Source organism: Pseudomonas acericola (SeqCode), from assembly GCF_053456465.1.
Window position 1 is genome coordinate 46,940 of the sequence record NZ_JBRFJB010000012.1, and the last position, 25,485, is coordinate 72,424.

Sequence of the window (25,485 nt, forward strand, 5' to 3'; positions counted from 1 at the left end):
ATCGCAGGGAGCATTTTTTATGCGCGTGATTCTTTTCAGCAGCCAAACCTACGACCGCGACAGTTTCCTCGGCGAGCCTCTACCGCCCGGCCTGGAGCTGCAATTTCAACCCGCCCGCCTCAACCTCGACACCGTGGCCCTGGCCGAACACCACGAAGTGGTGTGCCCGTTTATCAACGATGACCTCAGCGCCCCGGTGCTGGAACACCTGGCCAAAGGCGGCACGCGCCTGATCGCCCTGCGCTCGGCCGGCTACAACCACGTAGACCTGGCCGCCGCCAAGCGCTTGGGCCTGACCATCGTGCGCGTCCCCGCCTATTCGCCGCACGCCGTCGCCGAGCATGCGGTGGCGCTGATCCTCGCACTCAACCGCCGCCTGCACCGCGCCTACAACCGTACCCGCGATGGCGATTTCAGCCTGCACGGCCTCACCGGCTTCGACCTCGTGGGCAAGACCGTCGGCGTGGTCGGCACCGGGCAGATCGGCGCGACGTTCGCCAAGATCATGGCGGGCTTCGGCTGCCAGTTGCTCGCCTACGACCCGTTCCCCAACCCCCAGGTGCTGGCTCTCGGTGCGCGCTACGTGAGCCTGCCCGAGCTGCTGGCGCAAGCGCAGATCATCAGCCTGCATTGCCCGCTCACCGCCGACAGCAAACACCTGATCAACGCAAGCTCCCTGGCGCATATGCAACCCGGCGCGATGCTGATCAATACCGGACGGGGTGGCCTGGTGGATACGCCGGCACTGATCGAAGCGCTCAAGGACGGCCAACTCGGCTACTTGGGGCTGGATGTGTACGAGGAAGAAGCCCAATTGTTCTTCGAGGACCGCTCGGACCTGCCCCTGCAAGACGACGTGCTGGCGCGCCTGTTGACCTTCCCCAACGTGATCATCACCGCGCACCAGGCGTTCCTGACCCGCGAAGCCCTGGGCGCCATCGCCGGCACCACCCTGGCCAACATTGCCGCCTGGGCCGAAGGCCGCACACAAAACCTGGTCGAGGGATGATCAGCGGTCACATACCAGGCCCATGATGGGCCGGCACCCGTGATAGGATGCCGCGCCTATTTGGAGGATCCATGGCCGAACACGATTTCCGCTTCAGCTTGCTGAGCCCGCAACACACCCTGATCGAATGCCGCGCCCTGGTGCCGGGCCGTTACCAGGTCACCGGCAACGGTGGCGCGATCAAGCACGGCGACGTGTTGATCGTCACCCTGCGCGGCAGTAAAACCCTGTCGATGCGACTGACCGTCGAAGGCGACGCGCGCTATTCCATCCGCCCGGCGGGCCAATGGGTCGCCATGGCCCAGGGGCCGAAATTCGGCGAGTTGGAGATTCACACCTGGAAGGTCAACTGCGACAGCTGCGACAGCGTGCTGGAGTTTGAATTCGCCGTCGAAACCAAGCTGAGCAAAGAGCCGCTGCAACCGGCTGCGAACGCGCGGATCAAGGAGTTGGGCTGGGCCAGCGAAGGCAACAAGCACCGCTGCCCGAAATGCCAGCAGGCCGCGCAATGAAAGGCCCGCTTCTGCTCGCCGCCATCGGGGCGGCCTTGACGGGCTGCGCCGGGGATGCGGTCAAGCTCAAGCAGGATCACAGCTACGTGGTGGAGTGGATTGGTGAGCGGCCGCTGATGGACTACGCGCACCTGACCGTCACCCTCGGTGCGGATGGTCGCGCCTACGGCAATGGCGGTTGCAACCATTGGTTTGCGCCGTACACCGTAGAGGGTAAAAAGCTCAGCTTCGGCCAGATCGGCAGCACCCGCAAAATGTGCGCCGAGGCTTTGATGGAGCAGGAGCACCGCTTCTTCCAGGCCCTGCAAGGCGTGCAGCGCTGGGATATTTCACCGATCGAGCAGACACGGTTCTGGCCGGCCGAGGGCAAGCCGATTCGCTTGTGGCTGGAAGAAGGCTAATCCAACCTGATGTTGCTGGCTGGCTTTTCTGTGGGAGCTGGCTTGTGTGGGAGCTGGCTTGCCTGCGATACAGGCAGCGCGGTGTATCAGGTACACCGCGGCGATGTCATCGCAGGCAAGCCAGCTCCCACACAAGCCAGCTCCCACATTGGTTTGTGTTGGTGCTTTAACCGCGTAGCGCCTTCAGTTTCGCGATCACCCCTTCCGCCGTCTGCTCACCCATCATTTGCTCGCGCACCTTGCCCTTGTCATCAATGATGTAGGTCACCGGCAACGCTTCACTGCGCGGAATATCAAAGATCCCCTCCGGGTTCTGCGCCAGCACGGTGAACTTGATCCCCAGCTTCTCGCTGGCGGCCTTCAATTCTTCACCCTGCACATTGTCGAAGTTGACCCCGAACACCCCGACGTTCTGCCCTTTCAACTGGTCCGCCAGCGCGTTCAGCTCGGGGATTTCCGTGCGGCACGGGCCACACCATTCGGCCCAGTAGTTGACCACCACCCATTGTTTGTCCAGGCGCTCGGCCGCGACTTTCTGGCCGTATTGGTCAACGCCGTAATCGTTGCCGCAGCCGCTGAGCAGCAGGGTTGTGATGATCGCCAATGCACCGATCAGTCGATTTGTCATGGGGTAATCCTTCGCAAAAATGAACGTTGGCTGCGACCTATCGCCTCTTACGGTTTAAGGACGGGACGCCACGCGGGTAGAATACCCGCCACCTTACGCAAGATGCGACCCGCACATGACCGATCTGACGCTTTATCACAACCCGCGCTGCTCGAAATCCCGCGGTGCGCTGGAACTGCTCGAAGCCCGTGGCCTCACCCCGACCGTGGTGCGCTACCTGGAAACGCCGCTGGACGCCGCGCAACTCAAGGCCCTGCTCGCCAAGCTGGGCCTCAGCGCGCGCCAACTGCTGCGCACCGGTGAAGACGAATACAAAGCCCTCAACCTCGCCGACGCCAGCCTGAGCGAAGCGCAACTGATCGCCGCGATCGCCGCGCACCCCAAGTTGATGGAACGCCCAATCCTCGAAACCGCCGACAAGGCCATTATTGGCCGTCCGCCCGAAAACGTGCTGGAGATCCTGCCGTGACTACACCGTATGTGCTGGTGTTGTATTACAGCCGAAATGGCTCGGTCAGCGAAATGGCCCGGCAGATCGCCCGGGGCATCGAGCAAGGCGGCATGGAAGCGCGCCTGCGCACAGTGCCGGCGATCTCCACCGAGTGCGAAGCCGTGGCGCCGAGCATCCCCGACGAAGGCGCGCTGTATGCCAGCCTCGATGATCTGAAGCACTGCTCGGGCCTGGCCCTGGGCAGTCCGACGCGTTTCGGCAACATGGCCGCGCCGCTCAAGTACTTTATCGACGGCACCAGCAACCTGTGGCTGACCGGCGCCCTCGTCGGCAAGCCGGCCGGGGTGTTCACCTCAACCGCCAGCCTGCACGGCGGCCAGGAAACCACGTTGATGTCGATGCTGCTGCCGTTGCTGCACCACGGCATGTTGATCACCGGTTTGCCCTACAGCGAACAGGCGCTGCTCGACACCCAAGGCGGCGGCACCCCCTACGGCGCCAGCCACCACGCCGGCCCGGACGGCAAGCGCCTGCTCGATCAACATGAAATCGCCCTGTGCCGCGCCCTCGGCCTGCGCCTGGCGAACACCGCGACGCTGCTGGAGGCCGGTCGTGGCCAAAAAGCCTAAAGTCCTGCCGCCCCAGGCGTGGCTGGAGCCACGGGTCAAGGTCGCACGGGCATTGAGCCTGCTGGCGTTTTTTGGCCTGGTGGGTTTGCTGTGCGGGTATTACCTGTTCGTCGCCGACCTGCACGGCGCACGGCCGTGGGTGATCCTGCTGATCGAACTGGTGCCGCTGCTGTTGCTCGCGCCGGGGATGCTGCTGGGCAGCGCGCGCGGGCATTCGTGGATGTGCTTTGCGGTGAACCTGTATTTCATCAAGGGCGCGCTGGCGGCGTATGACCCGAACCGGCAATGGTTCGGGGTGCTGGAGATGGTGGCGAGTTTGGCGGTGTTTTGTACGGCGTTGTTGTATGTGCGGTGGCGGCATCAGCTCAATCGGCGGCTGGCTGTAGAACCTGTGTCGGCATGAAGTCCGCTATCGCAGGCAAGCCAGCTCCCACAGTTGACTGCATTCCAAAGTTGAAACGCGGTCAAATGTGGGAGCTGGCTTGCCTGCGATGGCATCACCTCAATCTCAATGATTGACGGTATAGGCCAGCATCATCGACAGCTGGCACATCGGCCGCCCACTCTCGGCATGCCACTGGTTGAACGCCCCCTGCACCGTCGCCAGATCCCGCAGGCTGGTCGGCACCTTGTCGACGATCTTCTGCGCATTCAGCGCCGCCACCACGTCATAACTGGGCACAAACGTATCCTTGCCGACCATGCGCAAGAAGCGCGGCGCCGACAGCCCGCCTAATTGGTGGCCGTGCTTGCTCAGGTACTTCCAGAGCCCAACGATGTCGGTCACCGGCCAGTCGGCGATAAACGCGCCAAAGCTGCCGTGTTCCTCGGCGATATCCAGGATCATCTGTGCATTGCGCGGCACGCTCTTGAGCTTGCCCAGGTGGCGGATGATGCTGGTGTCCTGCATCAACCGCTCCAGGTGCTCGGCGCCCATCAGCACGACTTTTTCCGGGTCGAAGCCGAAGAACACTTTCTCGAATGCCGGCCACTTGGCGTCTACCACGCTGTGCTTCAAGCCCGCTCGGAACACCCGCAGGGCCAGGGTCGACAGGTAACGGTCATCGCTGATCTTGCGCAATTGCGCCGGGGTGTTGGGCACCGGCAGATGGGCTTCCAACTCGGCGGCAGAACCGAAACGGTTCAGACAATATTCGTGCAGCCACTTGTAATCGCGCATGCCCTCTCCTGGGGATTCAAATGAAAACGGCGCCCATGAGCGCCGTCTTTCAGAGCGTTGAAGAACCTTAGAGGTTCACTACATTGACGAAGCGCGATGCGGCGCTCTCATCGATCTTGAGGCTGGTGAAGTCAAACAGGTTGCGGTCCGCCAATTGCGACGGCTGCACGTTCTGCAGGCTGCGGAAGATACTCTCGGTGCGGCCAGGGGTCTTGCGCTCCCAGTCCAGCAGCATCTCCTTGACCACCTGGCGCTGCAGGTTTTCCTGGGAGCCACACAGGTTGCACGGGATGATCGGAAATTGCTTGAAGTCGGAGTAAGCCTGGATGTCCTTCTCGTTGCAATACGCCAGCGGGCGGATCACCACGTTGCGCCCGTCATCGGCGCGCAGCTTGGGCGGCATGGCCTTGAGCGAGCCGTTGAAGAACATATTGAGGAAGAAGGTTTCGACGATGTCATCGCGGTGATGACCCAGGGCCATCTTGGTTGCGCCGATTTCATCGGCAAAGGTGTAGAGCGTGCCACGGCGCAGGCGCGAGCACAGCGAGCAGGTGGTCTTGCCTTCCGGGATCAGTTCCTTGACCACCGAATAGGTGTCTTTCTCGACGATGTGGTACTCGACGCCCAGCTCTTTGAGGTAGGCCGGCAGCACGTGCTCGGGGAAACCCGGTTGTTTCTGGTCCATATTGACGGCGACGATCTGGAACGTGATCGGCGCGACCTTTTGCAGGTGCAGCAGCACGTCGAGCAGGGTGTAGCTGTCTTTGCCGCCGGAGAGGCAGACCATGACCTTGTCGCCGTCCTCGATCATGTTGAAATCGGCGACCGCTTCACCGGCCAGGCGACGCAGGCGTTTTTGCAGTTTGTTCTGGTTGACCGTAAGAGTGCCCATGGCGCTTGGATCCGCAAAAGGTGTGTGACGAAAAGCGCGGTATTTTACGCAAAAATACTTCAATGGGCGACGCTGATCCAATGTGGGAGCTGGCTTGCCTGCGATGGGGGTGGGTCAGCCAGCACATCGGCTAGTGATAGACCGCTATCGCAGGCAAGCCAGCTCCCACATCGACCGTGGCGCTCTCGACAGACCTCAGCGCGATTAACCCCAGCGTTTACAGCGCAATTTGCTCTAAAGGCCCTACAGTTATTCCGGTCATCCCTTCCTATACTGCGACTTGAGGTCGCACAGATATCCGGGACCTTTCAGGCCAATTGGCCCGTGGGCGCTCCGCTGGGGGGCGATGGTAATAACGACAGGAGTGACTGGCATGATCCATCACGTCGTGGGGCTATTTACCCATCCCGACCAGGAATGGCGGGAAATCCGTGGCGATAAAGAAGAAAGCATCGGCCACATGTACCTCACTCATACGCTGATTCTTGCGGCGATCCCCGCCGTATCAGCCTTTATCGGCACCACCCAGGTCGGCTGGGTCATCGGCAACCGCTCGCCGGTGATGCTGACCCAGGAAAGCGCCTTGTGGATGACCCTGATGTCCTACGCCGCCATGCTCGGCGGCGTGGCAGTGATGGGCGCGTTCATCCACTGGATGGCCCGCACCTACGACGCCAACCCCAGCATGCCGCGCTGTGTGGCGTTTGCTACCTACACGGCAACACCGTTGTTTATCGGCGGGCTGGCGGCGCTGTATCCACATATGTGGCTGGGCATGGTCGTAGGCACGGCGGCGATTTGCTACACGGTGTACCTGCTGTATGTGGGGCTGCCGACCTTCATGAACATCGACCCGGACGAGGGTTTCCTGTTTTCCAGTTCAGTGCTGGCCGTAGGGCTGGTCGTGCTGGTGGCAATCATGGCGTTTACCGTGATTGTCTGGGGCCTGGGCGTAGGGCCGATCTACACCAGTTGAGCACTTTCAAACCATGAGCAAGGCCACCGCAAGGTGGCTTTGTGCGTTATGTGCGACCATTCGGCGCCTGACAGATTCGGAAACACCCGTCTTTGCGGCATACTGGGCGTCTCTGGAGATAGATACAGCATGCCCGAGCAGCTCAACACCCGCGTCGAAGATTGTTTCCAACAAGCCGAATCCTTTTTCAAACGAAGTTTCAAACGCCCCCAGGTCAGCCTCAAGCTGCGGGGCCAGAAGGCCGGTGTCGCGCATTTGCACGAGAACCTGCTGCGCTTCAACCCCCAGCTGTACCGCGAAAACAGCCAGCACTTCCTGAAACAGACCGTGGCCCATGAAGTGGCGCATTTGATTGCCCACCAACTGTTTGGCGAGCGCATCCAGCCCCATGGCGAGGAATGGCAATTGATCATGCGCGGGGTCTACGAACTGCCGCCAGACCGTTGCCATACCTATGCGGTGAAACGGCGCCAGGTGATGCGGTATATCTACCGTTGCCCGTGTGCGGACAGTGACTTTCCGTTTTCGTCGCAGCGCCATGGGTTGGTGGCACAGGGGCGGCGGTATTTGTGTCGGCGGTGTCGGCAGACCTTGGTGTTCACTGGGGAGACTCGGGTGGAGTGAGGGCCTCATCGCAGGCAAGCCAGCTCCCACATTCGACCGCGTTGTCATGTCGATCACCGATCCAATGTGGGAGCGGGCTTGCCCGCGAAGGCGCCGGATCAGTCAACCAACAATCCTCGCCAGCCGCAAATCCTCGATCCGCTGAGCACTGAACCCCAACTCCGCCAACACCTCATCACTGTGCGCCCCCACCGCCACCCCAATATGCCGAGGCGCCGGCAAACCCTGCGAGAACTTCAACGGACACGCCAGTTGCGCCTGGCTCGAACCATCGCCCCTTGGCACCTGGCTGACCAACGCCCGCGCCTTCAACTGGGGATGCTCAACCGCCTCACTCAAACTCAGCACCGGTTCGACGCACGCATCCACTTCGGCGAACAACGCGCAAAGCTCGTCGAAACTGCGTTTCTCAAACTCGACCTGCAACGCCTGTTTCAGGGCCTTTTGCTGCTCGGGCTTGGGTGACAACCCTTGCGCCGCCAACTCAGGCCGCCCCAGCGTTTCGCACAGTTGCTGCATAAACGCCGGCTCCAGGCTGCCGACGGACATCCACCGCCCATCCCGCGTGCGGTAATAGTCATAAAAACTGCCGCCGTTCAGCACATGGCTCTCCCTCCCAGGCTCCACCCCGCACGCCAGGTAACCCGCAGCGGCCATGGCGTTCAGGCTGAACGAGCAGTCGGTCATGCTCACATCCAGGTATTGGCCGACGCCCCTGTGCTGCCGGGCAATCACCGCCGCCAGCAGCCCCACCACCGCATGCAACGAGCCACCGCCCACATCCGCCAATTGCACACCCAGGGGCAACGGCCCGCTGTCCTCGCGCCCGGTGTAGCTGGCCACGCCGGCCAACGCCAGGTAGTTGATGTCGTGCCCGGCGCGGTCCTTGTAGGGGCCGGTCTGCCCATAGCCGGTGATCGACACATAAATCAGCCTTGGGTTGATCGCCTTCAACGTCTCATAACCCAGGCCCAGCCGCTCCATCACCCCCGGGCGAAACTGCTCGAGGACAATGTCGTACTCCTTGACCAACGCGCGCACGATCTCCAACGCCTCGACCTGCTTGAGGTCCAGCGCCAGGCTGCGCTTGTTGCGATTGAGGTAGGCATGGCTCGCCGACGTGCCCCGGTCATGGGGCGGCAACACCCGCAGCAAGTCCATGCGCGTGGGCGATTCGATGCGCAAGACCTCGGCGCCCATGTCGGCGAGCATCAAGGACGCAAACGGGCCAGGCAGCAAGGTGGAGAAATCCAGCACTTTGAGGGACGCCAAGGGACCTGACATGGGCACTCCAATTCCGTTTCGATTGCCCACAGACTAGGCAGCCTTGGTCCTACGGGCAATCGTCAGAACGATCAGCGAGAGTGACCGTTTTGATCACGGCGGGCTTTTTCCTGGCGACGGCTTTATCATTGGCCCACGTTTGCTTGCAGAGTGTTCCATGAAGTTTGCGATTGCCGTGTTTTCCGCCGCCCACGCGCCCTCCTCGCGCCGCGCCCTGCTGTTTGCCCAAGCGGCACTGGCCGGCGGGCACGAGATTGTGCGACTGTTTTTCTATCAGGATGGCGTGTACAGCGCGTCCAACAACATTGTCGCGCCCCAGGATGAGCAAGACATCGCGCGCCAATGGCGTGAGTTTGTCAGCCTGCACCAGCTCGACGGCGTGGTGTGTATCGCCGCCGCCTTGCGCCGTGGCGTGCTCAACCAGGAAGAAGCCACGCGTTATCAGCGCAGCGCCGTGAATATTGAAGCCCCTTGGGCGTTGTCGGGCTTGGGGCAATTGCACGATGCCGTCCAGGCCGCCGACCGCCTGATCTGTTTTGGAGGGCCGTGACATGTCCAAATCCTTATTGGTGATCAGCCGCCAGGCGCCGTGGTCCGGCCCCAGTGCGCGGGAAGCGCTGGATATCGTGCTGGCCGGTGGTGCCTTTGATTTGCCGATTGGCTTGCTGTTCATGGATGACGGCGTGTTTCAGCTCGCACCGCACCAGAACGCCAAGGCCGTGCAACAAAAGGACCTGAGTGCCAACCTGCAGGCATTGGGGCTGTTCGGTATCGACGATGTCTTTGTCTGCCGCCACAGCATGGCCGTGCGTGGCTTGACGCCCCCCACCGAGGCGCAACCGTTGAGCAACGACGCTATTTCCCAATTGATTGACCGTTACGACCAGGTGATTACCCTCTGATGTCGACTTTACATGTGGTGTCTCACTCACCGTTTTCCGACAGCCGCCTCGACAGTTGCCTACGCATCTGCGGTGCCGAGGACGCGATCCTGCTGTGCGGCGACGGTGCCTACGGGCTGCACGCCCCCGCCCTACACACCAAGGGCGTGAAGGTGTTTGTGCTGGCCGAAGACATGCAAGCGCGCAACCTGCCCTTACCGGACTGGGCCGACAGCGTGGACTATCCCGGCTTTGTGCAACTGTCCCTCGATTACGACAAGGTCAACAGTTGGTTATGAACACCCTGACCGTAGGCGAACGCACCTATGCGCTGGACAAGGACGGGTACCTCGTCGACTTGAATGACTGGTCCGTCGAGGTTGCCAACGCCCTGGCCGCCGCCGAAGCCTTGGAGCTGACGCCCGACCACTGGCAGATCCTCGACCTGCTGCGCGGTTTCTACGCTGAATTCCAGCTATCCCCGGCCACGCGTCCGCTGATCAAGTACACCGCGCTGAAACTCGGCCCGGAAAAGGGCAACAGCCTGCACCTCAATAAACTGTTCAACGGCACTCCCGCCAAACTCGCCGCCAAGCTGGCGGGCCTGCCCAGGCCGACGAATTGCTTATGACCGACTTTGCTCCCCTGACCCTCGAAACCCCGGCCGAACACCCATTTGCGCAGTTCGTGCGCATCCTCGGCAAGGGCAAGCGCGGCGCGCGCAACCTCACCCGCGAGGAAGCCCGTGAAGCCATGGGCATGCTGCTCGACGAAAAGGTCGAAGACACCCAGCTCGGCGCGTTCCTGATGCTGCTGCGCCACAAGGAAGAAAGCCCGGAAGAACTCGCCGGCTTCACCGAAGCCGTGCGCGAACGCCTCGACGCTCCAGCGTTGAATGTTGATGTCGACTGGCCGACCTACGCCGGCAAAAAACGCCACCTGCCGTGGTATCTGCTGGCGGCCAAGTGCCTGGCGCAAAACGGCGTGCGCATCCTTATGCACGGCGGCGGCGCACACACCGCAGGCCGGTTGTACACCGAGCAACTGCTGGAAACCTTGCAGATCCCGCTGTGCCGCAATTGGCATCAGGTCGAAAGCGCTTATGCACACGGCAACCTCGCGTTTATCCCGCTGGGCGACTGGGCACCGCAGCTGCAACGCATGATCGATTTGCGCAACACCCTGGGCCTGCGTTCGCCAATCCACTCCCTCGCGCGCCTGCTCAACCCGCTGCATGCCCGCCTGGGCCTGCAAAGCATTTTCCATCCCGGTTACCAGGGTGTGCACCGCGATGGCAGCTGCCTGCTCGGCGACAATGTGATTGTGGTGAAGGGTGACGGCGGCGAGATCGAGATCAACCCCGACTCCGCCAGCCACCTGTACGGCACCACCGGCGGCGAAAGCTGGGACGAAGAGTGGCCCGCCCTCTCCGCGCAACGCCACGTCAAACCGGCGACGCTGGAACCCGAGCATTTGAAAGCGCTATGGCGCGGTGATGCAGAGGACAGCTACCCGCAACTGGCGCTGATCGCCACCATGGCCCTGGCCTTGCGCGGCCTCGGCCACCCACGGGAACAGGCGTTTGCCCTGGCCCAGCAATACTGGGACGCGCGGGATAAATCGATTTAATCGATCATTCACCCGCAGTCTTTGCGCTTTTAAATCGAACCCATCCCTTTAGACTGAGCTCCAACGCTTATTAGCTGAGGAGCCAGTCATGGGTTTGCTGATCGAAGGACACTGGAAAGACCAGTGGTACGAAAGTAGCGCGGACGGCGCATTCCAGCGCGAACAAGCGCAACGCCGCCACTGGGTCACCGCCGACGGCGCGCCCGGCCCAAGCGGCGAAGGTGGCTTCCAGGCCGAAGCCGGCCGCTACCATTTGCATGTATCCCTCGCCTGCCCCTGGGCCCATCGCACGCTGATCATGCGCAAGCTCAAGGGCCTGGAAAGCCTGATCGATGTGTCTGTGGTCAGTTGGCTGATGCTGGAAAACGGCTGGACTTTCGACAAGGCCCACGGCTCCAGCGGCGACGCCCTCGACGACTTTGCCTTCATGCACCAGCGTTATACCGCTGACACCGCCGACTACACCGGCCGCGTGACAGTGCCCGTGCTGTGGGACAAGAAGCTCAAGCGCATCGTCAGCAATGAGTCGGCGGAAATCATCCGCATGTTCAACAGCGCGTTCAACGGGCTGACCGGCAACACCCTGGACTTCTACCCCGAGGCGCTGCGCCCGACCATCGACGCACTGAATGAGCGTATTTACCCGGCCGTGAACAACGGCGTATATCGCGCAGGCTTTGCCACTTCACAGCAAGCGTACGAAGGCGCGTTTGATGACGTGTTTGCCGAGCTGGATTATCTGGAGCAGCACCTGAGCGACCATCGCTATCTGGCCGGCGAGTTCCTGACCGAGGCGGATGTGCGTTTGTTCACGACGCTGATCCGTTTTGATGCGGTGTATTACGGGCACTTCAAATGCAATTTGCGGCGGATTGCGGATTATCCGAATCTGTCGAATTGGCTGAGGGAGTTGTATCAGTGGCCGGGGGTGGCCGAGACGGTGGATTTCGCGCATATCAAGGGGCATTACTATGCGAGCCACCGCACGATCAATCCGACGGGGATTGTGCCGAAGGGGCCGGTGCAGGATTTTGATACTGCCCATGATCGCCAGCGCCTGGCCGGCAGCGGCGTCTTAAGCTGAAAACACCTTGTGGCGAGGGAGCTTGCTCCCGCTGGAGTGCGAAGCGCTCCCAAGATTTTGGGGCCGCTGCGCAGCCCAGCGGGAGCAAGCTCCCTCGCCACAAGAGTAAGCCTTATACCTGAGACTGCGCGCCTTCAAACCACTTGAGCTTTTCACGCAACACCACCACCTCACCCACAATCACCAGTGTCGGCGCATGCACTTCATGCTCCGCCACCATGCGCGGCAAGTCGGCCAGGGTGCCGGTAAACACACGCTGGTTGGACGTGGTGCCTTGCTGGATCAACGCCGCCGGGGTATCGGCTGCGCGTCCATGCTGGATCAGCTGTTCGCAGATGATCGGCAAGCCAATCAAGCCCATGTAGAACACTAGGGTTTGCGACGGTCCCACCAGGTCATGCCAGGGCAGGTCCGAAGTCCCGTCCTTCAAATGCCCGGTGATGAAACGCACCGATTGCGCATAGTCGCGGTGGGTCAGCGGTATCCCGGCGTACGCCGCGCAACCACTGGCCGCCGTGATGCCCGGTACGACCTGGAACGGGATGCCATGGGCCGCCAGTTCCTCGATCTCCTCGCCACCACGGCCAAAGATGAACGGATCGCCACCTTTAAGGCGCAGCACGCGCTTGCCTTGCTTGGCCAGGTCCACCAGTTGCTGGTTGATCTGATCCTGCGGCACGGCATGGTCGGCGCGACGCTTGCCGACGTACACGCGCTCGGCATCGCGGCGGCACAGTTCCAGAATCGCTGGCGCAACGAGGCGGTCGTAAAGCACCACATCGGCTTGCTGCATCAGGCGCAGCGCGCGGAAGGTCAGCAGGTCCGGATCACCGGGGCCGGCGCCCACCAGGTAAACCTCACCCGGCGCATGGGGCGCCTTGCCATTGACTTTATCCACCAGCAAACGCTCGGCTTCGGCGCCCTGCCCGGCCAGTTGGCGATCGGCAATCGGGCCCTGGAACACCTCTTCCCAGAACGCGCGACGTTGCTGCACGTCCGGGTACAAGCCTTTCACCTGGGCGCGAAAGCGCGCCGCCAACCCGGCCAATTGGCCGTAGGTGGACGGAATCCAGGTTTCCAGCTTGGCGCGGATCAGCCGCGCCAGCACCGGCGCATCGCCGCCGCTGGACACCGCAATCACCAACGGCGAACGGTCGACAATCGCCGGGAAGATCACGCTGCACAAGGCCGGCGCGTCCACCACATTGACCGGCACGCACCGACGCTTGGCATCGCTGGACACCTGCGCGTTCAGCGTTTCATCGTCGGTGGCGGCGATGATCAGGGTGCAACCGTCGAGGTCGGCCTCCTGATAACCGCGCAAAATCAGTTCCCCGCCACTGCCCAGGACCAACTCGCTGAGCTGGCTTTCGATCTGGGGAGCAACCACCCGCAGCAACGCACCGGCGTCGGCCAGCAGCCGGGATTTGCGCAAGGCAATCTCCCCGCCACCGACGACCAACACACGACTGCCGCGCAGGTTATGAAACAGCGGCAGAAATTCCATTTAGCCGATGACCTCAACGCCCGCCATATAAGGCTTGAGCACTTCCGGCACACGGATGGAACCGTCAGCCTGCTGATAGTTTTCCAGCACGGCGACCAGGGTACGGCCTACGGCCAGGCCCGAACCGTTGAGGGTGTGTACCAGTTCCGGCTTGCCGGTTTCCGGGTTGCGGAAACGCGCCTGCATGCGACGGGCCTGGAAATCACCGCAGTTGGAGCACGACGAGATCTCGCGGTACTTGTCCTGGCTTGGCACCCACACTTCGAGGTCGTAGGTCTTCACGGCGCTGAAACCCATGTCGCCGGTGCACAGCGCGAGGACGCGGTACGGCAGCTCCAGCAGTTGCAGGACGCGCTCGGCGTTGGCGGTCAGGCCTTCCAGGGCTTCCATGGAGGTCGACGGCTCGACGATCTGCACCATCTCGACCTTGTCGAACTGGTGCTGGCGGATCATGCCGCGCGTGTCGCGGCCCGAGGCGCCGGCTTCGCTGCGGAAGCATGGCGAGTGAGCCACGAACTTCAGCGGCAGCTCTTTGGCGTCGAGGATCTCGCCAGAGACGATGTTGGTCAGCGACACTTCGGCCGTCGGAATCAGGTACAGGTCGGCTTCGCCTTCGCGGCTGATCTTGAACAGGTCTTCTTCAAATTTCGGCAGCTGGCTGGTGCCCATCAGCGCCGGCGCCTGTACCAGGTACGGCGTGTAGGCTTCTTCGTAGCCGTGCTCGGCGGTGTGTAGGTTGATCATGAACTGCGCCAGAGCGCGGTGCAGGCGGGCCACCGGGCCACGTAGCAGGGAGAAACGTGCGCCGGACATCTTGGCGGCGGTTTCGAAGTCCAGGCCACCGGTCAATTCGCCCAGGGCAACGTGGTCCTTGACCGCGAAATCAAAGGCTTTTGGCGTACCCCAGCGGCGCACTTCGACGTTACCGTCTTCGTCGGCACCGACCGGCACCGATTCGTGCGGGATGTTGGGAATGCCCAGCAGGATCGAATCCAGCTCGGATTGGATGCCTTCCAGCTCGACCTTGCCGTCGGACAGCTCAGTGCCCATGCGCTCGACGTCGGCCATCAACGGCGCGATGTCTTCACCGCGCTGCTTGGCCTGACCGATGGATTTGGAACGGGCATTACGCTCAGCCTGCAGTGCTTCGGTGCGGGTCTGGACGGTCTTGCGCTGTTCTTCCAGCGCTTCGATGCGCGCGACATCCAGGGCAAAGCCACGGGATGCCAGGCGGTCCGCTACGTCCTGAAGGTTGCTACGTAACAGTTTGGAATCGAGCATGTCGGTCTCTCGTTTATCAAAGTTTGGTCAGGGACAGGCCAGCCCAGGTGGCGAGCAGCCCGCCGAACACGCTGATGCCCAGGTACCCGAAGGCAACCAGGGCTTGCCCGCTTTCCAGCAGGCGCAGCGTATCCAGTGAAAAGGATGAAAAGGTCGTCAGACCGCCTACAAAGCCGACAATCAAGCCGGCGCGAATCTCAATCGGCACTTCCGGGCGCAACAGGAACCAGCCGTACAACAGCCCGATAATCAAACAGCCCACCAGGTTGACCGCCAGGGTCGCCGCATAAAAATGCTTCGGCCAATTGGCGCTGACCCATGTACCGGTGGCGAAACGCAATAATGTACCAGCGATGCCGGCTGCGGACACGGCAAGAATCGTCTTGAGCACTACTTTCTCCGCTGTCTGGGGCTGAGTCGATCGAGTTGGGCGAGGTGATTCAGTTTTTCGCCGATTTTCAGCTCCAGGCCACGGGGCACTGGCTGATAGAGCGGCAGCGGTTCAAGTTCATCGGGGAAGTAGTCTTCGCCAGCTGCATAAGCGTCCGGTTCATCATGGGCGTAGCGGTATTCATCGCCATAACCCAGTTGCTTCATCAGCTTGGTCGGCGCATTGCGCAGGTGCATCGGCACCTCAAGGGAGCCGTATTCAGCCGCCGCACGCAGGGCCGACTTGAAGCCCATGTACACCGCATTGCTTTTTGGCGCGCAGGCCAGGTAGGTGATGGCCTGGGCCACCGCCAACTCGCCTTCCGGGCTGCCGAGGCGCTCCTGCACGTCCCACGCCGCCAGACACAGGCTCAGCGCGCGCGGGTCGGCGTTGCCGATGTCTTCGCTGGCCATGCGCACCACGCGGCGGGCCAGGTACAGCGGGTCGCAACCGCCGTCGATCATGCGCGCAAACCAGTACAGCGCGCCGTCGGGGTTGGAGCCACGCACGGATTTGTGCAGCGCCGAGATCTGGTCGTAGAAGGCTTCGCCGCCCTTGTCGAAACGGCGGCGGGTATCGCCGAGCAGGCTTTGCAGCAGGTCGACGCCAATCTCGCTACCGTCTTCCGCCAGGTCGGAGGCGTTTTCCAGCAGGTTGAGGAAGCGCCGCCCGTCACCATCGGCGGCCGTCAGCAGAATCTTGAAGCCTTCTTCACTGACACTCAGCTGGCGCTTGCCCAAGCCCTTGTCTTCGCTCAAGGCGCGATGCAGCAGCTTTTGCATCGCCGCTTCGTCCAGGCTCTTGAGCACGTAGACCCGCGCCCGCGAAAGCAAGGCGTTGTTCAATTCGAATGAAGGGTTTTCGGTGGTAGCACCGATAAAGATCAGCGTGCCGTCTTCCACATAGGGCAGGAACGCATCCTGCTGCGACTTGTTGAAGCGATGCACTTCGTCGACAAACAGGATGGTGCGCTTGCCGTATTGCCCGGCCTGCTGCTTGGCCACCTCAACGGCCTGGCGGATCTCCTTGACCCCGGCGAGCACCGCCGAGACCGTTTCGAAGTGCGCATCCGAGACTTTCGCCAACAGGCGCGCGAGGGTGGTTTTACCCACCCCGGGCGGGCCCCAGAAAATCATCGAGTGCAGCGCACCTTGCTCCAGGGCTTCGCGCAAAGGCTTGCCGCGAGCGAGCAGGTGTTCCTGGCCGACGTACTCATCCAGGTTGGTCGAGCGCAAGCGCGCGGCCAGGGGCTGGGCAATCGGGTCACTGCGAAACAGGTCCATGGGCAGCGTTTTACTCCTGGATCACGTCGGCACCCTTGGGGATGTCGAACTTGAACGTGGAGGCGGGCACCGGCTGGTTGGCCTTGACCCCGGAGAACAGGATATCGGTGCGTTGGCCGACGCTGTCGATCAGGCGCATGTTGTTGATCACGCCATTGCCGAACGACAGGGACAGGGTGTCAAACAGCGTGTCCTTGGATTTCGGCTTGAGTGTGAACTCGATCACGTTGCTGGTTTGCTTGGAGGTGATCTCGAAGCTGTCGCTGATCTTCGACACATCGCCCGACAGCAGCAGCGCCGGGGTCTGGTTCAGGCGCGGGTCGAGCTTCTTGATGGTCACCTGCTCCAAATCCGGGTCCCACAGGGTGACCTTCTGGCCGTCGGAGACGATGGTCTGCTCGTTCGGCGCGTCGGTCTTCCAGAAGAACAGGCCAGGACGCTGCACGGCCATTTCGCCGGCGGTTTCCTGCAACTGGGTGCCGCCGCCGTCCAGGGTCAGCTGGGAGAAGCGCGCGGTCAGGGTCTTGGATTTGTCCAACAGGTTGGTCAGGCTGGCGACGGAGGCCGGGTCAGCGTGGGCCGAAACAGCGGTCAGGGCCAGTGCCGGCAACAACAGCATGCGGATAAGGCGCATGGGAGTCCTCATTGAGTCGTAAGGGCGCGCCGCGTGCTGTCACGCGGCACGGGATCAGTCGCGCATCTGCCCGGGGGCGATGACTTCACGCGAGCCGTTGGTGTTCATGGCGGTCACGACGCCAGCGTTTTCCATGGCCTCGATCATGCGGGCAGCGCGGTTGTAGCCGATCTTCAGTTTGCGTTGCACCGCAGAAATCGAGGCGCGGCGGCTTTCGAGCACAAAGGCCACGGCTTCGTCGTACAGGGCATCGGTTTCCGCATCGTCGTCACCGCCACCGCCGCCATTCTCGAAGCCGCTGCCGGCCTCTTCGACGCCGTTGAGGATGTCGTCGTTGTATTCCGGTGCGCCGCGCAGTTTCCAGGCTTCCACCACGCGGTGTACTTCATCATCGGAGACAAAGGCGCCGTGTACACGGATCGGCAGGCTGGTGCCCGGCGGCATGTAGAGCATGTCGCCGTGGCCCAGCAGTTGCTCGGCGCCGCCCTGGTCGATGATGGTCCGCGAGTCGATCTTGCTCGACACCTGGAACGCCATGCGCGTCGGGATGTTGGCCTTGATCAGACCGGTGATCACATCCACCGACGGACGCTGGGTGGCGAGGATCAAGTGGATACCGGCCGCACGCGCCTTCTGCGCGATACGGGCGATGAGTTCTTCGACCTTCTTGCCGACGATCATCATCATGTCGGCGAATTCGTCCACGACCACCACGATGGTCGGTAGCTTGGTCAGCTTCGGCGCTTCGTCGTGAATGCTTTCGCGCTTGTACAACGGGTCATCAATGGTCTCGCCACGATCGTGGGCTTCCTTGATCTTGGCGTTGAAGCCCGCCAGGTTGCGCACGCCCATCTTCGCCATCAATTTGTAGCGGCGCTCCATCTCGGCGACGCTCCAGCGCAGGGCGTTGGCGGCGTCCTTCATGTCGGTGACGACCGGGCACAACAGGTGCGGAATGCCTTCGTAGATCGACAGTTCCAACATTTTCGGGTCGATCATGATCAGTTTGGCGTCGTCCGGGCCGGACTTGAACAGGATCGACAGGATCATTGCGTTCACACCCACCGACTTACCGGAACCGGTGGTACCGGCGACGAGCAGGTGGGGCATTTTCGCCAGGTCGGTGATCACTGGCTTGCCGCCGATGTCATGGCCCAGGGCCAGGGTGACCGGCGATTTGAAGTTGTCGTACTCGGGCGTCGACAGCACTTCGGAGAAGCGCACGATCTGGCGGTCTTCGTTGGGAATCTCGATGCCCACGGTGGTCTTGCCGGGGATCACTTCCACCACGCGCACGCTGGTCACGGCCAGGGAGCGGGCCAAGTCTTTGGCCAGGTTGGAGATGCGGCTGACCTTGACGCCCGCGGCCGGCTGAATTTCGTAACGGGTGATGACGGGACCAGGATGGATCGAGTCCACGGTCACTTCGACGCCGAATTCCTTCAGTTTGATTTCCAGCAGATGGCCGACGGCAGCCAGCGACTCCGGGGAATAGTTGAGTTGTTTCTTTTCGGCCGGGTCGAGAATCGAGATCGGCGGCAAGGTGCCTTCGACGGCGCTGTCGACAAACAGCGGCGCCTGTTTCTCTTTCTGCACACGGGCACTCGGCTCGGGGGCCTTGGGCGGGGCCGGCGCGATCACTGGCGGCACCTGCTTCTCGCGGTCCGACATGTGCTTGCTCAGGGCCTGCTCGCGTTCGATCAGGCGTTCCTTGACCTTGGCCTGCTCACGGCGGTCCGGCGTGCTCGGGGCCACCACTTCGTTGACGCGGGTGTCCACTTCACGCAGTTGCGCGACCATGCGCTTGCGGTCGACTCGCGCCGCCCACCAGCGGTTGGCGGCGCCCTGGAACAGCTCCAGCAGGTCGAGGGTGATCTTGCCGGTCACGTCCATCACCTTGAACCACGACAGGTCGGTGAACACGGTCAGGCCGAACAGGAACAGGGCGATAAACATCAACGTGCTGCCCTGGATGTTCAGGGTCTTGCGCGCCAGATCGCCCAGGCTTTCGCCCAGCGCCCCACCGGCGCCCGCCGGCAGGCCGGTGGGTGCATGGAAATGGATGTGCGCCAGGGCAGCGCCGGACAGCACCAGGAACACCAGGCCGATCAGGCGCCAGGAGAACAGCCAACCGCTCCACTGCCACGGCTCGTGGCGCTGGCGGAAGATCTGCCAGGTCTTGATCGCCAGCAGCAAGGGGAAGATGTACGCGAAGTAACCCAACACCATGAACAGGATATCGGCGCTGTAGGAACCGGCGGGGCCGCCGAAGTTCTGTACGTCGTCGATCTTGCTGTTGTGGCTCCAGCCCGGATCGTCCTTGCCATAGGTGAGCAAGGCCATCATCAGGAACAGGCACAGGGCGCCGATCGCGATCAGCGCTCCTTCCTTGAGGCGGTAGTGCAGGTGCTGGCGCCAGGCCGGCACGACTGCTGCTTTAGGTGTTGCGGCGGATTTCTTCAAAACGGGTCTTTTCCTGCGCTTTTAGCGCGTCCATCTATTGAATGACTGCAACCACTGCCCAATCCGAGCAGCTGAAAAATAAACGAACGTCGTTGATTCTACGTTTAACACTGGGAGATGAAGCGGTGAAACGGCGATAACGCCACAGTGCCCGCATTGTACGGGTTTGTGCCCCCGTTGCCACGCCCTTGCCCTTCCCCCGGCAGCATAGACAATTCAAGTGTTACAACATGTTCAATTTGAGCATGCATTGTCTTTGCTGACAAAGGCTTATGGGCTGTTTTTACCAAACAAGACAAGCTTGGCAAATGGCCTGCATGGTGTAACCCCGGTTACGACCACATCCCCGGCATAGAGTTGCAGAAACACCCGCTCACGCTAATCCTGACTTGCACCCGATTCGGGCTGGCCCTGAGGCGCTGCGTCGACAATAATCACCCTCACTCGCGGCACGTACCGCTCCCCTCCCCTTCCGTAAGCCTGGATGCCATGCTGACCTGGTTGCAACGTGACTCCCTGACCTTCCCGCCGCTGGCCAAGGCCATGCGCGAACCCAATGGCCTGCTGGCCGCCGGTGGCGACCTGTCGGCCGAACGCCTGGTGCAGGCTTACCGCCATGGCTGCTTCCCGTGGTTCTCGGACGGCCAGCCGATCCTCTGGTGGTCGCCAGATCCGCGCACGGTGATCTTCCCCGCAGAACTGCATGTATCCCGCAGCCTTGGCAAACTGTTGCGCCAACAACGCTATACCGTGACCTTTGACCAGGACTTCGCCGCTGTCATCCAGGCCTGCGCCGCACCCCGCGCCTATGCCGACGGCACTTGGATCACCGAAGGTATCCAGGACGCCTACCTGGCGCTGCACCAGCGCGGTTACGCGCATTCCGTCGAGGTGTGGGACGAGGGTGAACTGGTAGGAGGCCTGTATGGACTGGCAATGGGCCAATTGTTCTTTGGCGAATCCATGTTCAGCCGCGCCGACAACGCCTCTAAATTCGGCTTCGCCACCCTGACCCGGCAGTTGCAGGCCTGGGGTTTTGTGCTGATCGACTGCCAGATGCCCAACGATCACCTGCACAGCCTGGGCGCCCGCGCCATCCCGCGCAGCGAGTTTGCGCAGTACCTGCACGACCATCTGGACCAACCCAACGCCGGACCCTGGGTTTCCTAGGCGACTTTCGCGCACGTGGCTTACACTTGATTCAAAGCTTATCCCGAGGGTTGATCATGACCGAGCTGGCACGCTTGAAGTTCTATGCCACTCAAGCCCACTCTTGCAGCTATCTGCCCGACGAGCAGGCCACCACACTGTTCCTCGACCCCAGCCAGCCGATGGACGTGCACGTGTACGCTGACCTATCGGAAATGGGCTTTCGACGCAGCGGCGACCACCTGTACCGCCCCCATTGCCAGAACTGCAATGCCTGCGTGCCGGCGCGCATTCCGGTGGCGCAATTCCTGCCGGACCGCAACCAGAAACGCATCCTCAAGCGCAATGCCGACCTGACGGTGACCGCCACCAAGCCACGCTACAGTGAAGAATATTTCGACCTTTACCAACGCTACATCGAACAACGCCACGCTGACGGCGATATGTTTCCGCCCAGCCGCGACCAATTTTCCACCTTCCTGGTACGCGACCTGCCCTTCTCGCGCTTCTACGAGTTCCGCCTCGACGGACGGCTGGTGGCCGTCGCCGTGACCGATCTGCTGCCCAACGGGCTGTCGGCGGTGTACACCTTCTATGAGCCCGCCGAAGAACGCCGCAGCCTGGGGCGCTTTGCGATCCTGTGGCAAATCGGTGAAGCCCTGCGCCTGGAACTGGAGGCGGTGTACCTGGGTTACTGGATCAAAAACTGTAAAAAGATGAACTACAAGACCCAATATCGCCCCATAGAACTGCTGATTAATCAAAGATGGGTCACGCTTAACTAGAACCCCTTGGCTTAAACACCCTTTTTCGGGCACAATGCACGCCGCTTTTGCCTGGCGCAGTTGCACCGGGCCATTCACTGGATACCGAGGGCTTTACTGCATGTCGAAAGAAGACAGCTTCGAAATGGAAGGCACTGTCGTCGACACCCTGCCCAACACCATGTTTCGTGTGGAGTTGGAAAATGGGCACGTCGTAACCGCGCATATCTCCGGCAAGATGCGCAAGAACTACATTCGTATTCTTACCGGTGACAAAGTGCGCGTCGAGCTGACGCCCTATGACTTGAGCAAAGGGCGCATCACTTACCGCGCTCGCTAAGCAAGTCAATACAAAACGCCCGGTTATGCCGGGCGTTTTTGTGTGCGTGGGATTTGTCAGACGCCACATGACCTATGTGGGAGCTGGCTTGCCTGCGATAGCGGTCGGTCAGAGAAGAATTTTTTGGCTGATGCACCGCTATCGCAGGCAAGCCAGCTCCCACATTTGGCCTCTATTGGCTTGAAGGTCGTATTTCAAACTATAGAGATAGCAAAAAGGCGCCTTTCGGCGCCTTTTGCTTTATTACAGGGATCGATCAGGCCATTTCAGCCGTGGTCTCGAACTCGAAGGTCAGCTCGCCATCCTTCAGGTCGATATGCACCACGCCGCCATGGTCGGAAAGCTCGCCGAACAGGATCTCTTCGGCCAATGGCCGCTTGATCTTGTCCTGGATCAGACGCGCCATCGGGCGGGCGCCCATTGCCGCATCGTAGCCACCTTCGGCCAGCCAACTGCGTGCCGCGTCCGTCACTTCCAGCTGCACGCGCTTGTCTTCCAACTGCGCTTGAAGCTCGGTAAGGAACTTGTCCACCACGCTTTTGATGACCTCATGGCTGAGGCGACCAAACTGGATAATGGTGTCCAGGCGGTTGCGGAACTCCGGCGTAAAGCTCTTCTTGATCACTTCCATCGCATCGGAAGAGTGATCTTGATGACTGAAGCCGATCGAAGCCCGCGCGGCCGTTTCGGCACCGGCGTTAGTGGTCATGATCACGATCACGTTGCGGAAGTCCGCCTTGCGCCCGTTGTTGTCGGTCAGGGTCCCGTGGTCCATCACCTGCAACAGCAGGTTGAAGACTTCCGGGTGGGCCTTCTCGATTTCATCGAGCAGCAATACGCAATGCGGTTGCTTGGTGATCGCTTCGGTCAGCAGGCCGCCCTGGTCGAAGCCGACATAGCCCGGAGGCGCACCGATCAGGCGCGACACGGTGTGACGCTCCATGTATTCGGACATGTCGAAACGTACCAGCTCGATCCCCATGGCCTTGGCCAACTGCCGCGCCGCCTCGGTCTTGCCAACACCGGTGGGGCCTGCAAACAGGAACGAACCCACTGGCTTGTCCGGCGACTTGAGGCCCGCACGGGACAACTTGATCGCCGTCGACAGCGCATCGATGGCCGCATCCTGGCCAAATACGGTGAGCTTGAGATCGCGCTCAAGGTTACGCAGCAGCTCCTTGTCGGAACTGTTGACGTGTTTAGGCGGAATCCGCGCGATCTTCGCGACGATGTCCTCGACCTGAGGCACGTCGATACGCTTCACACGCTTCTCGACCGGCTGCAGACGCTGATAGGCACCCGCCTCGTCGATCACGTCGATGGCCTTGTCCGGCATGTGCCGATCATTGATGTAGCGTGACGCCAGCTCGGCCGCTGCGCGTAGCGCCTCGTCGGTGTACTCGATGCCATGGTGCGCCTCGAAACGCCCCTTGAGCCCGCGCAGTATTCCGATGGTGTCTTCCACCGAAGGCTCGGACACGTCGACCTTCTGGAAGCGACGCGCCAGCGCGCGGTCTTTTTCGAAGATGCCGCGGAATTCCTGGAACGTGGTCGAGCCGATGCAACGGATATCACCCGACGACAGCAACGGCTTGAGCAGGTTGGAGGCATCCATCACCCCACCGGACGCCGCGCCGGCACCAATGATGGTGTGGATTTCGTCGATGAACAGGATCGCCTGCGGGCGCTTTTTCAGCTCGCCGAGCAACGCCTTGAAGCGCTTCTCGAAATCGCCACGGTACTTGGTCCCGGCGAGCAACGCGCCCAGGTCCAGGGAGTAGACGACGCTGTTGGCCAGCAGATCCGGCACCTGGTTGTCCACGATGCGCTTGGCCAGGCCTTCGGCAATCGCGGTTTTACCCACGCCCGCCTCACCCACCAGCAACGGGTTGTTCTTGCGACGACGTGCAAGGATCTGCGCTACGCGCTCAACTTCAAGCTCGCGTCCCACCAGCGGATCGATCCGCCCCTGGCGCGCCAGTTCATTGAGGTTGCTGGCATAGGCATCCAATGGATTGCCCGAAGAAGAAGACTCACCGCCCTCGTCGTCCTGCATATCCTGCTCACCCTCGGAATGATCGCCGTGCCCAGGCACCTTGGAGATACCGTGGGCGATGTAGTTGACGACATCAATACGGGCAACGCTCTGCTGCTTGAGCAGGAACACTGCCTGGCTTTCCTGTTCGCTGAAGATCGCCACGAGCACATTGGCGCCCGTGACTTCACGCTTACCGGAGCTCTGCACATGGAACACGGCACGCTGAAGCACCCGCTGGAAGCCCAGGGTTGGCTGGGTTTCACGGTCTTCATCGTGGACTGGAATAAGTGGCGTTGTGGAGTCGATAAACTCCTGCAGGTCATGCTTGAGTTTGTCGAGGTTGGCGCCGCACGCACGCAAGACGGTGGCGGCAGCTTCGTTATCCAAAAGTGCCAGCAGCAGGTGTTCGACGGTCATGAATTCATGACGCTTCGAACGGGCCTCCTTGAAGGCAAGATTGAGGGTGACTTCGAGCTCGCGGTTTAACATAGCTTCACCTCATACCCAAGTGGTCGGCGTTAACCGTCCTTCTCGATTTCACAGAGTAGCGGATGCTGGCTTTCCCTGGCGTACTGGTTGACCTGCATGGCCTTTGTCTCGGCGATGTCGCGGGTAAACACTCCACATACTGCCCGTCCTTCTGTATGAACGGCCAGCATTACCTTGGTCGCCAACTCGCGGTTCAGGTTAAAAAACACCTCGAGCACTTCGACGACGAAATCCATCGGTGTGTAGTCATCATTAAACAAAACCACCTTGTACATCGGCGGCGCCTGTAGAGCGGGCTTCGCCTCCTGGACAGCAATGCCTGCAGAACCGTCGTCATCATGTTCCTGATCCGGGCGATCCTGATTGAATGTTAGTCGAATCTGGCTGTTTGCATGCATGGAAAGAAAGGTTCGTCAGTGGTTCAAATACAGTGGTGGGGGCGGCCTGTCAGATTTTCAACTCTGACCGACTGGTCGCCTTGACTATCGGCGAAACGGTGTTACAACCAATAGAACCCACATTGGGGAAAAAAGGTCCGCGCAGTCAACCTTATTTATTCGGGTTAGGACGGATAAACTGGATGATACTCCAGTGATGGAGTCTGGTGCAGAGGGATATGGAGATGGCTAGTGGTAAGGTCAAGTGGTTCAACAATGCCAAAGGCTACGGCTTCGTCGTTGAAGATGGTAAGAGCGAAGATCTTTTTGCGCATTACTCAGCAATCCAAATGGATGGATATAAGACGCTGAAAGCGGGGCAACCTGTGAATTTTGAGATTATTCAAGGACCCAAAGGGCTGCACGCGGTGGCAATCACGAACGCCGCACAAGCGCAGCCTAGCGATCACGAACACTCGCACGCTCACAAAGAAAAGAAACAAACGGCTTGATCCGCCGATAAGCGAGAACGCTGCGATAAAAAAAGGCC

General features: G+C 61.1%; 30 protein-coding genes. 18 read left to right on the forward strand and 12 right to left on the reverse strand.

Annotated features, from left to right (window positions below; genetic code table 11):
* Positions 1-19 precede the first annotated feature (19 nt).
* From ACU688_RS26800 to ACU688_RS26810, 3 genes are all read left to right on the forward strand, one after another.
* Positions 20-1,009, forward strand: coding sequence for a 2-hydroxyacid dehydrogenase (locus ACU688_RS26800; RefSeq protein ID WP_448187059.1), 990 nt, complete (start codon positions 20-22; stop codon positions 1,007-1,009).
* 71 nt (positions 1,010-1,080) lie between these two features.
* Entirely contained in the window at positions 1,081-1,521 is a 441-nt protein-coding gene (locus ACU688_RS26805; protein ID WP_017736039.1) for a hypothetical protein, read from the forward strand.
* The gene (locus ACU688_RS26810) at positions 1,518-1,922 is read left to right on the forward strand and encodes an META domain-containing protein (RefSeq protein ID WP_448187060.1); all 405 of its coding nucleotides are present in this window, start codon (positions 1,518-1,520) and stop codon (positions 1,920-1,922) included. Before ACU688_RS26805 ends, ACU688_RS26810 begins: the two co-directional genes overlap by 4 nt.
* A 166-nt stretch (positions 1,923-2,088) precedes the next feature.
* On the opposite strand, the gene ACU688_RS26815 is transcribed toward ACU688_RS26810, so the two are convergent.
* Positions 2,089-2,550 (reverse strand): TlpA disulfide reductase family protein, encoded by a 462-nt coding sequence (locus tag ACU688_RS26815; RefSeq protein ID WP_305430268.1) that lies wholly within the window; start codon positions 2,548-2,550, stop codon positions 2,089-2,091.
* A 115-nt stretch (positions 2,551-2,665) separates the two neighbouring features.
* Here ACU688_RS26815 and arsC point away from each other — a divergent pair, with 115 nt between their 5' ends.
* From arsC to ACU688_RS26830, 3 genes are read left to right on the forward strand one after another with little or no spacing between them, the layout of a single operon-like run.
* Positions 2,666-3,019, forward strand: coding sequence for an arsenate reductase (glutaredoxin) (gene arsC / locus ACU688_RS26820; RefSeq protein ID WP_448187061.1), 354 nt, complete (start codon positions 2,666-2,668; stop codon positions 3,017-3,019).
* On the forward strand, positions 3,016-3,630 hold the full coding sequence (wrbA, locus tag ACU688_RS26825) for an NAD(P)H:quinone oxidoreductase (protein ID WP_448187062.1): 615 nt from the start codon (positions 3,016-3,018) through the stop codon (positions 3,628-3,630). The genes arsC and wrbA overlap by 4 nt, the downstream gene beginning before the upstream one ends.
* Complete coding sequence (locus ACU688_RS26830; protein ID WP_207043849.1) at positions 3,614-4,033, forward strand: DUF2069 domain-containing protein; 420 nt, start codon at positions 3,614-3,616, stop codon at positions 4,031-4,033. Before wrbA ends, ACU688_RS26830 begins: the two co-directional genes overlap by 17 nt.
* 105 nt (positions 4,034-4,138) lie before the next feature.
* Here ACU688_RS26830 and ACU688_RS26835 read toward each other — a convergent pair whose 3' ends face one another.
* Together ACU688_RS26835 and ttcA are read right to left on the reverse strand one after the other, a co-directional pair.
* Positions 4,139-4,810 (reverse strand): DNA-3-methyladenine glycosylase I, encoded by a 672-nt coding sequence (locus ACU688_RS26835; RefSeq protein ID WP_448187063.1) that lies wholly within the window; start codon positions 4,808-4,810, stop codon positions 4,139-4,141.
* Positions 4,811-4,877: 67 nt separating this feature from the next.
* The gene (gene ttcA / locus ACU688_RS26840) at positions 4,878-5,702 is read right to left on the reverse strand and encodes a tRNA 2-thiocytidine(32) synthetase TtcA (protein WP_124527892.1); all 825 of its coding nucleotides are present in this window, start codon (positions 5,700-5,702) and stop codon (positions 4,878-4,880) included.
* Positions 5,703-6,075: 373 nt separating this feature from the next.
* Here ttcA and ACU688_RS26845 point away from each other — a divergent pair, with 373 nt between their 5' ends.
* Both ACU688_RS26845 and ACU688_RS26850 read left to right on the forward strand, forming a co-directional pair.
* Complete coding sequence (locus tag ACU688_RS26845; RefSeq protein ID WP_448187064.1) at positions 6,076-6,678, forward strand: Yip1 family protein; 603 nt, start codon at positions 6,076-6,078, stop codon at positions 6,676-6,678.
* A gap of 129 nt (positions 6,679-6,807) precedes the next feature.
* Positions 6,808-7,302 (forward strand): SprT family zinc-dependent metalloprotease, encoded by a 495-nt coding sequence (locus ACU688_RS26850; RefSeq protein WP_257783487.1) that lies wholly within the window; start codon positions 6,808-6,810, stop codon positions 7,300-7,302.
* Positions 7,303-7,404: 102 nt separating this feature from the next.
* Here the strand turns inward: ACU688_RS26850 and ACU688_RS26855 are convergent, their stop codons facing one another.
* Entirely contained in the window at positions 7,405-8,586 is a 1,182-nt protein-coding gene (locus tag ACU688_RS26855; protein ID WP_448187065.1) for a CaiB/BaiF CoA transferase family protein, read from the reverse strand.
* A gap of 157 nt (positions 8,587-8,743) precedes the next feature.
* Between ACU688_RS26855 and tusD the strand changes: the two genes are divergently transcribed.
* The 6 genes from tusD to ACU688_RS26885 all read left to right on the forward strand — a co-directional run bounded on the left by tusD (position 8,744) and on the right by ACU688_RS26885 (position 12,180).
* Entirely contained in the window at positions 8,744-9,136 is a 393-nt protein-coding gene (tusD, locus tag ACU688_RS26860) for a sulfurtransferase complex subunit TusD (protein WP_124527889.1), read from the forward strand.
* Between the two features lies 1 nt (position 9,137).
* A complete protein-coding gene (gene tusC, locus ACU688_RS26865; protein ID WP_105522787.1) occupies positions 9,138-9,488 on the forward strand; it encodes a sulfurtransferase complex subunit TusC in 351 nt (116 codons plus the stop codon).
* Positions 9,488-9,766 (forward strand): sulfurtransferase complex subunit TusB, encoded by a 279-nt coding sequence (gene tusB, locus ACU688_RS26870; protein WP_185706677.1) that lies wholly within the window; start codon positions 9,488-9,490, stop codon positions 9,764-9,766. Before tusC ends, tusB begins: the two co-directional genes overlap by 1 nt.
* Positions 9,763-10,098 carry a TusE/DsrC/DsvC family sulfur relay protein gene (locus ACU688_RS26875; protein ID WP_448187066.1) on the forward strand — a complete coding sequence of 112 codons (336 nt, stop codon included), beginning with the start codon at positions 9,763-9,765 and terminating at the stop codon, positions 10,096-10,098. Before tusB ends, ACU688_RS26875 begins: the two co-directional genes overlap by 4 nt.
* Positions 10,095-11,096 carry a glycosyl transferase family protein gene (locus ACU688_RS26880; protein ID WP_448187067.1) on the forward strand — a complete coding sequence of 334 codons (1,002 nt, stop codon included), beginning with the start codon at positions 10,095-10,097 and terminating at the stop codon, positions 11,094-11,096. Before ACU688_RS26875 ends, ACU688_RS26880 begins: the two co-directional genes overlap by 4 nt.
* A gap of 88 nt (positions 11,097-11,184) precedes the next feature.
* Positions 11,185-12,180: a glutathione S-transferase family protein gene (locus ACU688_RS26885; RefSeq protein ID WP_448187068.1), complete on the forward strand. Its 996-nt coding sequence runs from the start codon at positions 11,185-11,187 to the stop codon at positions 12,178-12,180.
* A gap of 112 nt (positions 12,181-12,292) precedes the next feature.
* Here ACU688_RS26885 and cysG read toward each other — a convergent pair whose 3' ends face one another.
* From cysG to ACU688_RS26915, 6 genes are read right to left on the reverse strand one after another with little or no spacing between them, the layout of a single operon-like run.
* Positions 12,293-13,687: a siroheme synthase CysG gene (cysG, locus tag ACU688_RS26890; protein ID WP_448187069.1), complete on the reverse strand. Its 1,395-nt coding sequence runs from the start codon at positions 13,685-13,687 to the stop codon at positions 12,293-12,295.
* Positions 13,688-14,968: a serine--tRNA ligase gene (gene serS, locus ACU688_RS26895; RefSeq protein WP_448187070.1), complete on the reverse strand. Its 1,281-nt coding sequence runs from the start codon at positions 14,966-14,968 to the stop codon at positions 13,688-13,690.
* Between the two features lie 16 nt (positions 14,969-14,984).
* Positions 14,985-15,359, reverse strand: coding sequence for a fluoride efflux transporter CrcB (crcB, locus tag ACU688_RS26900; protein ID WP_003232122.1), 375 nt, complete (start codon positions 15,357-15,359; stop codon positions 14,985-14,987).
* Entirely contained in the window at positions 15,359-16,681 is a 1,323-nt protein-coding gene (locus ACU688_RS26905; protein ID WP_448187071.1) for a replication-associated recombination protein A, read from the reverse strand. The genes crcB and ACU688_RS26905 overlap by 1 nt, the downstream gene beginning before the upstream one ends.
* A 10-nt stretch (positions 16,682-16,691) precedes the next feature.
* A complete protein-coding gene (lolA, locus tag ACU688_RS26910; protein WP_207043820.1) occupies positions 16,692-17,315 on the reverse strand; it encodes an outer membrane lipoprotein periplasmic chaperone LolA in 624 nt (207 codons plus the stop codon).
* A gap of 54 nt (positions 17,316-17,369) precedes the next feature.
* Entirely contained in the window at positions 17,370-19,778 is a 2,409-nt protein-coding gene (locus ACU688_RS26915; RefSeq protein ID WP_448187072.1) for a DNA translocase FtsK, read from the reverse strand.
* A 489-nt stretch (positions 19,779-20,267) separates the two neighbouring features.
* Between ACU688_RS26915 and aat the strand changes: the two genes are divergently transcribed.
* From aat to infA, 3 genes are all read left to right on the forward strand, one after another.
* Entirely contained in the window at positions 20,268-20,948 is a 681-nt protein-coding gene (gene aat / locus ACU688_RS26920) for a leucyl/phenylalanyl-tRNA--protein transferase (RefSeq protein WP_448187073.1), read from the forward strand.
* A gap of 56 nt (positions 20,949-21,004) precedes the next feature.
* Positions 21,005-21,712, forward strand: coding sequence for an arginyltransferase (locus tag ACU688_RS26925; protein ID WP_448187074.1), 708 nt, complete (start codon positions 21,005-21,007; stop codon positions 21,710-21,712).
* 100 nt (positions 21,713-21,812) lie between these two features.
* On the forward strand, positions 21,813-22,031 hold the full coding sequence (infA, locus tag ACU688_RS26930; protein WP_002553999.1) for a translation initiation factor IF-1: 219 nt from the start codon (positions 21,813-21,815) through the stop codon (positions 22,029-22,031).
* Positions 22,032-22,287: 256 nt separating this feature from the next.
* Here infA and clpA read toward each other — a convergent pair whose 3' ends face one another.
* The gene (clpA, locus tag ACU688_RS26935) at positions 22,288-24,558 is read right to left on the reverse strand and encodes an ATP-dependent Clp protease ATP-binding subunit ClpA (RefSeq protein WP_257780363.1); all 2,271 of its coding nucleotides are present in this window, start codon (positions 24,556-24,558) and stop codon (positions 22,288-22,290) included.
* A 29-nt stretch (positions 24,559-24,587) separates the two neighbouring features.
* The gene (clpS, locus tag ACU688_RS26940) at positions 24,588-24,956 is read right to left on the reverse strand and encodes an ATP-dependent Clp protease adapter ClpS (protein ID WP_005789091.1); all 369 of its coding nucleotides are present in this window, start codon (positions 24,954-24,956) and stop codon (positions 24,588-24,590) included.
* Positions 24,957-25,180: 224 nt separating this feature from the next.
* Here clpS and cspD point away from each other — a divergent pair, with 224 nt between their 5' ends.
* Complete coding sequence (gene cspD, locus ACU688_RS26945; RefSeq protein ID WP_448187075.1) at positions 25,181-25,447, forward strand: cold shock domain-containing protein CspD; 267 nt, start codon at positions 25,181-25,183, stop codon at positions 25,445-25,447.
* The last annotated feature ends 38 nt before the right edge of the window (positions 25,448-25,485 follow it).

Excerpts from the sequence above, each read along its gene's own strand:
- ACU688_RS26800 (WP_448187059.1), top strand. The coding sequence starts at position 20 with ATGCGCGTGATTCTTTTCAGCAGCCAAACCTACGACCGCGACAGTTTC.
- ACU688_RS26805 (WP_017736039.1), top strand. The coding sequence starts at position 1,081 with ATGGCCGAACACGATTTCCGCTTCAGCTTGCTGAGCCCGCAACACACC.
- ACU688_RS26810 (WP_448187060.1), top strand. The coding sequence starts at position 1,518 with ATGAAAGGCCCGCTTCTGCTCGCCGCCATCGGGGCGGCCTTGACGGGC.
- ACU688_RS26815 (WP_305430268.1), bottom strand. The coding sequence starts at position 2,550 with ATGACAAATCGACTGATCGGTGCATTGGCGATCATCACAACCCTGCTG.
- arsC (WP_448187061.1), top strand. The coding sequence starts at position 2,666 with ATGACCGATCTGACGCTTTATCACAACCCGCGCTGCTCGAAATCCCGC.
- ACU688_RS26835 (WP_448187063.1), bottom strand. The coding sequence starts at position 4,810 with ATGCGCGATTACAAGTGGCTGCACGAATATTGTCTGAACCGTTTCGGT.
- ttcA (WP_124527892.1), bottom strand. The coding sequence starts at position 5,702 with ATGGGCACTCTTACGGTCAACCAGAACAAACTGCAAAAACGCCTGCGT.
- ACU688_RS26845 (WP_448187064.1), top strand. The coding sequence starts at position 6,076 with ATGATCCATCACGTCGTGGGGCTATTTACCCATCCCGACCAGGAATGG.
- ACU688_RS26850 (WP_257783487.1), top strand. The coding sequence starts at position 6,808 with ATGCCCGAGCAGCTCAACACCCGCGTCGAAGATTGTTTCCAACAAGCC.
- ACU688_RS26855 (WP_448187065.1), bottom strand. The coding sequence starts at position 8,586 with ATGTCAGGTCCCTTGGCGTCCCTCAAAGTGCTGGATTTCTCCACCTTG.
- tusD (WP_124527889.1), top strand. The coding sequence starts at position 8,744 with ATGAAGTTTGCGATTGCCGTGTTTTCCGCCGCCCACGCGCCCTCCTCG.
- tusC (WP_105522787.1), top strand. The coding sequence starts at position 9,138 with ATGTCCAAATCCTTATTGGTGATCAGCCGCCAGGCGCCGTGGTCCGGC.
- tusB (WP_185706677.1), top strand. The coding sequence starts at position 9,488 with ATGTCGACTTTACATGTGGTGTCTCACTCACCGTTTTCCGACAGCCGC.
- ACU688_RS26875 (WP_448187066.1), top strand. The coding sequence starts at position 9,763 with ATGAACACCCTGACCGTAGGCGAACGCACCTATGCGCTGGACAAGGAC.
- ACU688_RS26880 (WP_448187067.1), top strand. The coding sequence starts at position 10,095 with ATGACCGACTTTGCTCCCCTGACCCTCGAAACCCCGGCCGAACACCCA.
- ACU688_RS26885 (WP_448187068.1), top strand. The coding sequence starts at position 11,185 with ATGGGTTTGCTGATCGAAGGACACTGGAAAGACCAGTGGTACGAAAGT.
- cysG (WP_448187069.1), bottom strand. The coding sequence starts at position 13,687 with ATGGAATTTCTGCCGCTGTTTCATAACCTGCGCGGCAGTCGTGTGTTG.
- serS (WP_448187070.1), bottom strand. The coding sequence starts at position 14,968 with ATGCTCGATTCCAAACTGTTACGTAGCAACCTTCAGGACGTAGCGGAC.
- ACU688_RS26905 (WP_448187071.1), bottom strand. The coding sequence starts at position 16,681 with ATGGACCTGTTTCGCAGTGACCCGATTGCCCAGCCCCTGGCCGCGCGC.
- lolA (WP_207043820.1), bottom strand. The coding sequence starts at position 17,315 with ATGCGCCTTATCCGCATGCTGTTGTTGCCGGCACTGGCCCTGACCGCT.
- aat (WP_448187073.1), top strand. The coding sequence starts at position 20,268 with ATGCTGACCTGGTTGCAACGTGACTCCCTGACCTTCCCGCCGCTGGCC.
- ACU688_RS26925 (WP_448187074.1), top strand. The coding sequence starts at position 21,005 with ATGACCGAGCTGGCACGCTTGAAGTTCTATGCCACTCAAGCCCACTCT.
- infA (WP_002553999.1), top strand. The coding sequence starts at position 21,813 with ATGTCGAAAGAAGACAGCTTCGAAATGGAAGGCACTGTCGTCGACACC.
- clpA (WP_257780363.1), bottom strand. The coding sequence starts at position 24,558 with ATGTTAAACCGCGAGCTCGAAGTCACCCTCAATCTTGCCTTCAAGGAG.
- clpS (WP_005789091.1), bottom strand. The coding sequence starts at position 24,956 with ATGCATGCAAACAGCCAGATTCGACTAACATTCAATCAGGATCGCCCG.
- cspD (WP_448187075.1), top strand. The coding sequence starts at position 25,181 with ATGGCTAGTGGTAAGGTCAAGTGGTTCAACAATGCCAAAGGCTACGGC.